Source organism: Clostridium aminobutyricum (assembly GCF_017255415.1).
GTDB lineage: Bacteria > Bacillota > Clostridia > Peptostreptococcales > Anaerovoracaceae > Aminipila > Aminipila aminobutyrica.
In genome coordinates this window covers 1311355-1322862 of sequence record NZ_JAFJZZ010000001.1, presented here as the reverse complement: position 1 = coordinate 1322862, position 11508 = coordinate 1311355, and the positions used below count along the sequence as shown (strand labels likewise).

Annotated in this window: 7 protein-coding genes, 2 tRNA genes and 1 rRNA gene; all 10 read left to right on the top strand. The window is 40.5% G+C overall.

The genetic code is table 11. The annotated features are described in order from the left end of the window. The first annotated feature begins 329 nt into the window (after positions 1–329). The 10 genes from rrf (at position 330) to JYB65_RS06220 (ending at position 11292) form a co-directional block, all read left to right on the top strand. A 5S ribosomal RNA gene (gene rrf, locus JYB65_RS06265) occupies positions 330–446 on the top strand. A gap of 85 nt (positions 447–531) precedes the next feature. Then, a tRNA-Glu gene (locus JYB65_RS06260) sits at positions 532–606 on the top strand. Between the two features lie 6 nt (positions 607–612). Continuing rightward, positions 613–695: transfer RNA gene (locus tag JYB65_RS06255), tRNA-Leu, on the top strand. Between the two features lie 314 nt (positions 696–1009). Continuing rightward, on the top strand, positions 1010–1405 hold the full coding sequence (locus JYB65_RS06250) for a hypothetical protein (protein WP_206581724.1): 396 nt from the start codon (positions 1010–1012) through the stop codon (positions 1403–1405). 576 nt (positions 1406–1981) lie between these two features. After that, positions 1982–3091 (top strand): helix-turn-helix domain-containing protein, encoded by a 1110-nt coding sequence (locus tag JYB65_RS06245; protein WP_206581723.1) that lies wholly within the window; start codon positions 1982–1984, stop codon positions 3089–3091. 167 nt (positions 3092–3258) lie between these two features. Beyond that, positions 3259–4209 carry a (2S)-3-sulfopropanediol dehydratase activating enzyme gene (gene hpfH / locus JYB65_RS06240; RefSeq protein ID WP_206581722.1) on the top strand — a complete coding sequence of 317 codons (951 nt, stop codon included), beginning with the start codon at positions 3259–3261 and terminating at the stop codon, positions 4207–4209. A 26-nt stretch (positions 4210–4235) separates the two neighbouring features. After that, a complete protein-coding gene (gene hpfG / locus JYB65_RS06235; RefSeq protein WP_206581721.1) occupies positions 4236–6764 on the top strand; it encodes a (2S)-3-sulfopropanediol dehydratase in 2529 nt (842 codons plus the stop codon). A gap of 464 nt (positions 6765–7228) precedes the next feature. Then, the gene (locus JYB65_RS06230) at positions 7229–8794 is read left to right on the top strand and encodes an HAL/PAL/TAL family ammonia-lyase (protein ID WP_209010482.1); all 1566 of its coding nucleotides are present in this window, start codon (positions 7229–7231) and stop codon (positions 8792–8794) included. 99 nt (positions 8795–8893) lie between these two features. Beyond that, positions 8894–10528 (top strand): sigma-54 interaction domain-containing protein, encoded by a 1635-nt coding sequence (locus tag JYB65_RS06225; RefSeq protein ID WP_206581720.1) that lies wholly within the window; start codon positions 8894–8896, stop codon positions 10526–10528. Positions 10529–10749: 221 nt separating this feature from the next. Beyond that, positions 10750–11292 (top strand): hypothetical protein, encoded by a 543-nt coding sequence (locus JYB65_RS06220; RefSeq protein WP_206581719.1) that lies wholly within the window; start codon positions 10750–10752, stop codon positions 11290–11292. Positions 11293–11508 lie beyond the last annotated feature (216 nt).

Sequence of the window (11508 nt, the reverse complement as noted above, 5' to 3'; positions counted from 1 at the left end):
ATACTAATAGGTCGAACGCTTGACCAATAAGGTTTCAAGAATTGAAGATTATTAAGAGTATGATAAAAGTATGTTATTCAGTTTTGAGGGTACACCTCAAAAGAAAAGAATATATCGATAGCGAAGGAAATTTTTTAGTAGCCAAGGCGCAAACTCGAAGAGGAGCGGAGTGTACAAAGGTACATGAGCACCGCATGAGAGAGCAGCAACGAAGGCTAGTGAAAAATTAACAAGCTAGAACGGAAGAATTCCGTACCAGCTAAAGCTGGGGAATTCCCGTATAGCACCTACCAACAATTTGTGAAACAAATTGGGTTAGGATGCGTAAATCCGGTGACTATAGCGGAGAGGATCCACCTGTTCCCATCTCGAACACAGTAGTTAAGCTCTCTAGCGCCGATGATACTTGGCGGGCAGCTGCCTGGGAAAGTAGGACGTTGCCGGTTTTGAGAGCAGCTCTTGTGAAAGCAAGAGCTTTGCTCAAAATCGAAGATACAATGCTTGAGCATTTGTAACCAGAAAAGAAAATATGGCTCCATGGTCAAGCGGTCAAGACACCGCCCTTTCACGGCGGTAACCCGGGTTCGATTCCCGGTGGAGTCACCAATATATGCGCGATTGGCGGAATTGGCAGACGCACTAGACTTAGGATCTAGCGGGCGACCGTGGGGGTTCAAGTCCCTCATCGCGCACCAAGGAAATTCTTATACTGTAAGGTGTAAGAATTTTTTTTATGTTTAAAAAGGACTTGAACCCGAAAGGGCAGAAGCGTAAAGTGAGAAAGTACAGCGTACTTTCGAATAGCGACTGGTTCAAGCTGAAATGAAATGAAAGCGAAGAACGGCAGACGAGCAGAGCGAGGCTGTGTGAGTCCCTCATCGCGCACCATGAGAATGTACATCAACAGATGTGCATTTTTTTATGTCTAAAAACTGATTCTTGCTATCTGACAAAATCACGCATTTTAGCCTTACTTGAATATTATGATAAAAGAAGGAGGAAGAATAAGATGTTTACAAAGATTAAAGATCCAAGAATACTGATTTATGATGGGGAGACGGATAGGCTTATCGGAATGGCTTCATTTGAATTAACCCCAGAGGCTGAAAAGGCGTTATTAGGGTTAGTTAATTATGGAATCAAACCCTCAACGATAACTTTATTAGATATAAATTTATACCAACCGGATAGAACTTATGTGCCGCCAACTCCGTTTGATGCATATAAGCGTGAAGGCACGATTTATGCATTATTTACAGATTCCAGTACTGGAGAAAATATTCCAGTCGAAATCCAAATGAAATATACAGCAAGAGCGAGAGGGAATATTTTTGAAACTTTATATCATTTTGACAGTGTTGAGTTCAGCGATATAGAAATTGAGTCGGTAAAGATAAATTATTGATGCAGCAATCCAATGGTCCTCTTTGTATTTTGAACTTAACATTCGAGCTTCAAGTCTGCATCAAATGAGCAAATGACACATAAAAGAACCTATACTTTATGGTATAGGTTTTTTAATTCTAAAAAAGTATCCAAGGCGATACTATTTATCTTGTTGGTTCTAATATCTTTCCCACATCTTGTGCAAGTTTACGCTTTGATTCTGTAAATATATGACCATAGGTATTGGCAATGGAGGAGATATACAACCTTTCCTAACAGTTCCTTTATATCAAGAAGAGTCCAACCAGCTTCTATTAGAAGACTAGCGGTTGTCTGCCGTAGAGAAGCTTGGACAATCTGTTTGAAAACAAATCTGTTTTTATTGAAACAGTCTGTTGAGTGCGTAATTTATCTGCTATAATAGTATTCATAAAAGTCTCTCGTTTCGTTGGTATTTGTGGATTTGTGGTTATCTCTAATATACCCAAAAACAAGACTTTTTTGTATAGACCACAGAAAAGAAACAGATAACTCAGAAATAGAATGTTCAGAAGAGGTAATTAATAAAGCTTTTCGGACGGTATAGGAGGGTGTTATGCAATACAAAGATGTCTGTCAGTTGGATTTTCTCTTGGAAATGTCAGAGCGTCAAATCTCAGCACGTGAATTCTTCAGTAATGTTTTGCTGAATTCTCTAGATAAAAATTTTGATTTGAAAAATGTACTGATCTTGTGCTTTGATAAGGATAATAATTTTCTTTCGTGGACAGACCGGAACGGCATTCTGATCGACTGTGAAGAACATCCATACAGAAAATTTGCCGCGAACGATGTGATCGGGCATATAGCCTATCAGGATGCGCGCCGTGACCACCTGACTTATTTCAATGTCATTCCCAGGCTCTATAAATCCACAGATATAATCGATCCCATCGATTATGATCATTCCGCATATGTTCGCTTTATGGAAGAAAACTTCCACGCACATTACAGTGTGACTATGGCTTTCGGTATCAATGCTTACATTCAGATTATCTTTTTTAAATATCTGGAGGAGGGGGATTTTACCGATGAGGAAATCGAGGAGCTGAATAAAATCTATATTTATGTGGCCAATTCTTATAAAAACTTCAAAAAGCATGAACAGGCAAAGATCCTCTCCAACATTCAGGATGAAATAATTTCCTCAGGTGAAAAGGCTTATCTGGTGACTGACGACTTTATGCACATCATGAGCTATAACAAGACAGCGCTGAATTATCTGGAAGACATTCTGGGATCTTCCATTGCTGATCAGATGAGCAGCACAAAACCCTGTACCTGGCTGCCTTTCCTGCTGGGAGGCGAGGAGGATATCATCACCACATATCGTGTTCAGACCAGTGTCATCAAAAACTATATTTTTAAAATATACACCTATGATCAGTGCTATTCGCACGGCATCATAGACAGGTATCATTGGATTACCATTTCCAAGAACGAGACAGGAAAGACTCCTGATCATCCCGGGACGAAACTGCCTTTGACACAGGCGGAGCGGAGAGTGGCGGAGCTTTTGTACGACGGTCTGACTTATCAGGCCATCGCCGACGAACTGGTGATTAGCTATCATACCGTCAAGAATCATGTGCAGAATATCTATACCAAGTGCGGAGTAAAAAGCCGTTTTCAATTATGCAAATTGCTCAAAAATGCCGAGCAATAATTATCATCATCATAGGTGGCCATTCTCACTATTTTAAATAGGGAATATTCCCTATTTAAAATAGTGAGAATGGCCACTTCTTTTTTTATATTGGTTTTGATATACTGAATATCTAATATATCAATATAAAGAAATAACAGTACTTGTTATTTGGCGGAGGGAATCAATTGTCACGGCAAGGAATTATATTCAATATTCAGCGTTTTACGATCCACGACGGACCGGGCATCCGTACGGAGTTGTTTTTGAAGGGGTGTCCTCTGAGATGCGATTGGTGCAGCAATCCCGAGAGTCAGATGGCTTCTATACAGCTGGGCGTGTACAAAAGCAAATGTATTTCACGCAAAAAATGCGGCGCGTGTGAGAAAGCCTGCCCCGAGGAGGGCATACTGAATTTTACGCGCGGCAAACTTACTTCCATAGATCGCAGTAAATGTACCAATTGCCTTGCCTGCTATAATGCCTGTCCTTCGGACGCTATCAAGCAGTGGGGTAAGCCCATGTCCGTGGAAGAATGTTTGAAAGAGATACGCAAGGACAAGGGATATTATGATCGCTCCGGTGGCGGTGTTACGATTTCCGGCGGCGAACCTTTGATCCAAAGCGACTTTGTGGCAGAGCTTTTTAAAGCTTGCAAAGACGAAGGCATTCATACTTGTTTGGAGTCCACCTTCTATGCCGACTGGGAAGAAATCGAAAAGATCCTGCCCTATACGGATATTATAATTTCGGATATAAAACATATGGATATAAATATCCATAAAAAGTATACTGGAGTACACAATACTAGAATTCTGGAAAACCTGAAACGACTGACGACTGAAGAATGCGAACTCATTCTGCGGGTTCCGATTATTCCGAATGTAAATGATGATATGGATAATATAAAAGCTACGGCTGATTTTATCCTTGACGAGCTTGGCGGTCATGTCAGAGTACTACAACTTCTGAGCTTTATGCGTCTGGGCGAAGAGAAATACCTTTCGCTGGGCATGCCCTACAAGATGGAAGATGTCAGGGTCAATAGGAGATCATTTCAGAAGCGTATCAATGAACTAGCGGACTATTTCAACAGCCGTGGCATCCACTGCCAGGTCGGTACGAAAGAAAAACAATAAAGTAATTTATGAGGAGGTATTTTGTAATGAGTTTTACTATAAATACATGTAAAAAACCGTGTGGAACAGAGCCTTTTGACCAACCTTACAGTCTGGGCTATCAGGTTCACCATGAAGATTGGTCGCCGTTTCCGCGTGTAAACCATCTTAGACAGACATTCCTGGATAGACCGTATGACGTTGACGTGGAGAGATTAAGGCTGGTTACCGAGGCCTATAAGAAACATGAGGGATGTACACCCAAGCTTCGGTGCGCTTATGCTTTTGAGAATATCCTGCTCCATGCAAATCTGGACATCTATGATGAAGATATCATCCTGGGCGAGATTGCTGCACCGGCAAAGGCATCACCGATATATCCGGAGTTCTCTGTGAACTGGATCATTGATGAAGTGCAGCATTTCCCCTTTGAGGAGCGTGCACATGACCAGTTTTACATCAGAAACGACGAAGACAAGAAAGAAATCGTAGAGCTTTGCCAATACTGGGTAGGCAAGACAGTTGATGATCTTATCAATTCAAGACTGGAAGAGGATCAACTCAAGGGCTCTGAGGTAGGTAAGAAGATTTTCCAGACCAATTTGTACCATTATGCAGGTGTCGGCCATCTGGTTCTGGACTACGAAAAGCTGATGAGGGTCGGCTTCAATGGCCTGATTGAAGAAGCCAAGTTGGCTTTTACACAGCTGACCAAGAAAGATCCGGACTATGCAGATAAGAGAGACTTCTACGAGGCGATGATGATCTCCCTTAAAGCTGCTAAAAAGTACATTGAGCGTTATCTGGAGCTGGCTGAAGAGCGCGCCGCAGCAGAAAAGGATCCCAAGAGGAAGCAAGAACTTGAAACCATGGCAGAAAACTGTCATCAGATAGCAGGCGGTCCGGCAAAGACTTTCTGGCAGGCACTGCAGCTGTTCAATTTCGCAACGACCCTTACTCAGATCGAAGGCAATGGACATTCGATTTCCTACGGTCGTATGGATCAGTGGCTGCATCCCTATTATGAGGCTGATATAAAGAATGGCACCCTTACCAAGGAATTCGCTCTTGAGCTTATCGAGGTTCAGTATGTTAAGATGAACAATCCCACCAAGCTGAAGGATAAGGGTACCGTAATAGTCCGTAATGGTCGTGGCTTCGGTGGTGAATGTCTGACCATCGGTGGCGTAGATCGCGATGGCAATGACATGACCAACGATCTGACCATGTTGATGTTGGAAGCTTCTGCACATACACGTATGATGAACCCGTGGCTCTTAGTACGGTTGCATGAAAATACACCTTATGAATTAAAGGTAAAGACTGTTGAGTGTATCCGTGCAGGGTACGGACATCCGAAGATTTTCAATGACGGCCCCACTATCAAGGCTATGATGAGGAAGGGAATGACACTTGAAGAGGCAAGAGACTATGCGGTTGTAGGTTGCGTTGAGCCCGATCTTCCCGGTAAGGAATACGGCTGGCATGATGCCGCGTATGTGAATGCAGCGAAGATGATGGAAATGGTGATCAATGGCGGACGCTGCCTGGATTGCGGTCCTCATTGTGCAAGATGGGAGAACTGCGGAGCTATCGGTGGACACCTTGGCCCGGATACTGGCAGCCTGGATACATACAAGAACTTCGAAGAGGTTCTTGAAAGCGTCGACAAACAGTTCGCTTACTGGTGCGATCAGATGTGCAGCAGCCTGAATATCATCGACAAAGCACATAGAGCACGTAAGCCTCTTCCCTTTGTTTCCGCATTTTTCGAGGACTGCATCGGTACTGGCAATGATCTGACAGAGGGCGGAGCTAAGTATAACGGCATCGGGCCGCAGGCCAGCGGCATCGGCACTTGTGCAGATACGTTGGCTGCTATCAAGCAGTTGGTGTTCGATGAGAAGCGCTACACCGGTGCTGAACTGCTTCAGGCAGTAAAGGACAACTGGAAAGGCCATGAGGCACTCTATGCGCTCGTCAATAGCTCAAAAGTTCATCATTACGGCAATGATGACGATTATGCAGATGACCTGTTCAAATATATGTTCGAATGCTACTGCAGACATATCGCAGGACGGAAGACGCCAAGGGGCGGCGAGTTCAGTCCGGGCGTATACTCCGTCAATGCAAATGTAGGGATGGGGTTGAATACCAACGCTTCTCTGGATGGTCGTAAAGCAGGTGAGGCAATCTCAGACAACATGGGCCCGGTGCATACGGAAGGAGGCTCTCACGACATTTACGGGCCGACGGCAATTGCAAACTCTGTAACTAAGGTTGATCATAGCCTTGCCACCAATGGCACGCTGCTGAACCTTAGATTTCCACAGGAGGCTATTGCAGGTACAGAAGGAAGAGACAACCTGGTAAGCTTCATCGATGAGTATATCGCTAAGCAGGCAATGCATGTTCAGTTCAATGTGATGAGTGCTGCAACGATGAGAGCTGCACAGAAGAAACCTGAAGATTACAAAGACATGTTGGTACGTGTTGCCGGATATAGCGCTTACTTTGTAGAGCTTGGCAAGCCGTTACAGAAAGATTTGATTCAGCGTACAGAGCTTCATTTCTAATATTTTATTAGAACACGAATATTTAGTAAATAAAAGATGGCTTGTTTTTTTAGTAGAAATGAATACAAAACGTTGAAATCACAGCATATAAAACAAACACAAACCCGTGTAAAACCTTGATTTACGCGGGTTTTCTTATGCTCATTTTGTAGTGCTCTAATGGTGCCCGGAACTGCTAAAAACATATGCAAGAGGGAATGTATTTGAAACCTTATATCATTTTGACAGTGTAGAATTCAGTGATATTGAAATGGAGTCGGTAAAAATAAATTATTGATAAATTAAGCAGCAAAATAGTTTTGCATTGGCGCAAAATAGCTTTGCTGCTTTTAATATTATATAAGGGATAATAGAAAAAGAGTATACGTTTGATAGCAATATTAGTACAATTATAGATATGTGGTATGATTATTGCTTTATTAAGTTAGTAAAGACATTAAATATAGAATGGGGAGGGAATACAATTGAATAAAGATACGATTTTATGTAAAGATCCGAGGGGAATAAAAAGCGTTATATTAGGCAAGGGAGATATAACAATTGAAGAATTTGTATCAGTTGCCAGATACGGCGCAGAAGTACAATTCTCTGATGAATATTGTGAAAAAGTAAAGCATTCTAAATCCCTATTGGAAAAGTTTTTAGCAGAAAACCGGATCATTTATGGCGTAACTACCGGATTTGGTGATAACGTAATCAATGTGATTTCGCCAAGCGATTCTGTAAAACTTCAAACCAATATCATTCGTTCACATGCCTGTGCAGTAGGGGCACCCTTGGAAGAAGAACTGGTGCGTGGCATACAATTGATACAGCTACTTAACACAGGACTTGGTTATTCGGGTGTTTCGTTGAAGATGCTCGAATTAATTAAAAATCTTCTGAACAAAAGAGTTATCCCGTTTGCGCCGGGTGAAGGTTCCGTTGGCTATTTGGGTGTGGAAGCACAGCTGTCGTTAGTACTGTTAGGTGAAGGAAAGGCCTGGTATAAAGGAGAATTGCTCGAAGGCGGCGAGGCACTAGAAAGAGCAGGATTGGAACCTATCGTTATAGAATGTAAAGAAGGGTTATCCCTATTAAATGGAACTACCTCAGTAACTGCTATTGCTGTTTTGACCATATATAATGCCATTCAAGCAACAAAAGCTGCCGATATAGCAGGTGCACTGGCGTATGAGGCAATGCAAGGAACACTGAAAGCCTGCGACAAAAGGCTAATCGATCGAAAAAAGCACATTGAACAAAGCAGAACGGCAGAAAATCTTCTTTCTATACTGAAAGACAGCGAAATAGCAAAAGCCAGCATGAATTTAAGAGTACAGGATTCTCTTACTATTAGGCCCCTTCCGCAGATTCATGGGGCAGTCAAAAGAACCCTGAGGGAAGCGGCGACTTCTGTTGTCGAGGAAATGAATTCTTGCAGTGACAATCCGATTATTTTTCCGGAGGATGGAGATGGAATTGCACTAATGGGAGGTAATTTCGATGGTGCTTATGTCGGGATTCATATGGACGCCGCGTGTATTGCTATGGCGAATTTGGCGAAATTATCAGAAGCAAAAGTGGATCGGCTTGTAAATAGACATTTAAGCGGTTATCCGGCATTTTTAGTAAAAAATCCGGGATTAAACAACGGATATATGATTCCACAATATACGGCAGCAGGATTGGTTGGTGAAATAAGAGTACTATCCCATCCTTCTACCATTGATAATGTCCCAACTTGCGCCAGTCAGGAAGATCCGGTATCCATGGCTTATTATGCTTCAAAGAAAGCCTATGAAGTATCAAAAAAATTGGAATATATACTGGCAATAGAGATTATGACTGAACTTCAAGCATTGGATTTTATAAATGACTTGAAGCTTTCCACAGCTACTCAGGCTGTCTATGATTTAGTGAGGAAGGAAGTACCTACCGTAGAAGAGGATCGATATTTTTATCCTGATATGGAGTACATAAAAGCGCTTATACACGACGGAGCACTGGTAAAATGCGTAGAAAGCATTACTGGAAATTTGAAATTTTAATAAAGCATTCCCATAGAAACTGACTTGATAAATTTGGTTATGAAGTATAAAATCAATATAATAATTAATCAAAGAAATGAGACCAAAGGAGAATACTCTATGGGCTATTATAATGTAATATGTTTTTTGGATGATAATAATATAGTTAAGCATTTTGACTATTGCCATATTAGCAGTGTTGACAAAACGTTTGACTGGAATAAGTATATTGGCCAAGAAATCACTAATTTTTTAAATATAGACCTAAATAATAATAGTGGATATTTTACTTTAAATAGTTTGTTTTTTTGGTATTTAAAAGTGAACAATGCCATGGGGAAGGGTTCTATTCTTTATATAACCAAGGGGAATGACAACAGCAGAATCTATGAAGAAGTACTAGACTGTATTCCGGATGCGGTTCAGATATTTGACCAAAATGGGTATCTTTTATTTTGTAATAAGGCGAGTGAGAAAATAGAAAAAACAAATCGATTGAATATTGTTGGGAAACATTTAATGGATATTTATGATTTAAATGAGGACTACAGCACGATTCTTACCACAATCAAAACCCAGAAGCCAGTTGTTAACCGCTGTGATCATTTTAAAGCGAAAAATGGGGAGTTCATCACAACGATGAATACCGGGAAGCCGCTTTTCATTGAGAATAATTTAGTCGGTGCAGTCGGGCTATGTCAGGATTCATCGGTTTTTGAACTTCGTAAAGAAGGAAACGAAATATTTGAGAAATATCTATCGGAGAAAAACATACAAAATATTTCCAATAAAAAAAAGTACTACAAATTTAGATTCTATAAATTTGATGACTTAATCGGCGAGGATGTAAATTATCAAGAATCAATCAGCTTGGCACGTCATGTAGCTGAGCGCGATTGCTCCGTCTTAATTTATGGAGAAACCGGAACAGGAAAGGAATTATTTGCCCAAAGTATTCATTCTGCTAGCGATCGAAAGGATAAAGAGTTTGTTGCCATTAATTGTGCGGCTATTCCGGAAAATTTAATTGAAGGCATTTTGTTCGGCACAGAAAAAGGCTCTTTTACCGGAAGTACCGATCGAATGGGATTATTTGAGCAGGCCGATGGCGGCACTTTATTTTTGGACGAAATTAACTCAATGGATATACATATGCAATCAAAACTGCTTCGTGTTTTACAGGAGAAGAAATTTAAGCGTGTGGGCGGGTTAAATGATATTTATTGTGATACCAGAATTATTTCTTCTACCAACGAAGAACCACTTTTTGCAGTCGGCAACAATAAGATTAGAAAAGACTTATTTTACAGACTGAGCACAGTGACGATTACGATCCCGCCGTTAAGGGAACGAAAAGGAGACATTGATATTTTAACCAAATATTTTACAAAGAAGTTATCTTGGAATTATTTAAAGCAGGATACGGAAGTTTCGGATGAAGTTTTCAGTCTATTTAAACGGTACGATTGGCCCGGAAATATTAGAGAATTATTGCATGTTTTAGAGTATTGTTTTAATACCATGACAGGAAATGTAATCCAAGTAAATCATTTGCCAAAGTATTTATACGGGGATCATGTTATCTATAAAGAACTCATCCCTAAAATGGAATTGAAGGACATTATGGATCAATATGAAAAAGAAGTCATTCGCAGAGCCATGAAGCGTTGCAATAACAATGTTACAAATGCCGCAGATGAATTAGGTATCATGAGACAGAGTTTGCAATACAGGATAAAAAAATACAATTTATAAACAATTAATTTTCGGAAGCGGTTTAATACGGCTTCCGTTTTTATATATCAAAAGGCTCATTTAACAGTTGGAAGAGTTCTGAATGACAAAGGTGGCATAGATATTGCGAGTATTTAGGGTGTATAGATGTATAAATGAAAAGTCAAATAACATAGAATTGCATGTGACTGCAAAAACATTTTGCAGTTTTCAAAAATAAAAATAAGTTAGGAGGGACAGAAATGGATATTCGATCATTTCAAATAAAAATAGATAAAAAAGAAGCCGAGCACATGGCTTTAGATAAAGGCGGGTTCCTTTGGAATGCTGTGTTTTCAGACAGAAATTTGACAAAGATGAAAAGACACTTTATTGAGTTTAAGTTGATGACATTTGAGGCCACTTATCAGCCAACATGGATTGAACGATATTTTAAACATAAAACAGGGACGAGGAAACAATTGATTACCATGTTGGCCAATGGATCTACCGGTTCAGTGGCATGGGTGGACAGCTTACCGGAAGTAGTTACGATTGAAGATGTAGAGGATGATGACATTCAACTGTCGGACCAAGAGGAAGATCTGTTAATTAAACGAGGAAAGAAAATAGCAACCCAAGTGATTCATCGGCATATCGGCGGGGTGCCTAATCTGGAATTGATGGAGATAGAAAGTGTTTTCAGACCTTATTGGATCGCCTTTTATGGAGAGGTCATTGTAGGGAATAAAGTACGATACAAACCGATAGCCGCTGACGGGTGCGGTACTTTTAGAACCAGATAGTAAAAATTATTAGTTGCAAAAATTGTGCTATATCAGCGCAAAATCTCTTTGCATATATGCAAAGAGATTTTGCGCTGATGGCATATATAAAACCTGCGAAAAGTTGTGAGTAGATGAAAAATACACGAATTTTCAGGGTGAAAACTTATTTTTATAATTACCTTAAAGTGGCATGGTATTTGCCCTTATGTAATACAGCTATACATCATTCTTTAC

What these genes read in the sequence shown, in the direction of transcription:
- JYB65_RS06220 (WP_206581719.1), top strand. Translation starts at nt 10,750, where the DNA reads ATGGATATTCGATCATTTCAAATAAAAATAGATAAAAAAGAAGCCGAG.
- JYB65_RS06225 (WP_206581720.1), top strand. Translation starts at nt 8,894, where the DNA reads ATGGGCTATTATAATGTAATATGTTTTTTGGATGATAATAATATAGTT.
- JYB65_RS06250 (WP_206581724.1), top strand. Translation starts at nt 1,010, where the DNA reads ATGTTTACAAAGATTAAAGATCCAAGAATACTGATTTATGATGGGGAG.
- JYB65_RS06245 (WP_206581723.1), top strand. Translation starts at nt 1,982, where the DNA reads ATGCAATACAAAGATGTCTGTCAGTTGGATTTTCTCTTGGAAATGTCA.
- hpfG (WP_206581721.1), top strand. Translation starts at nt 4,236, where the DNA reads ATGAGTTTTACTATAAATACATGTAAAAAACCGTGTGGAACAGAGCCT.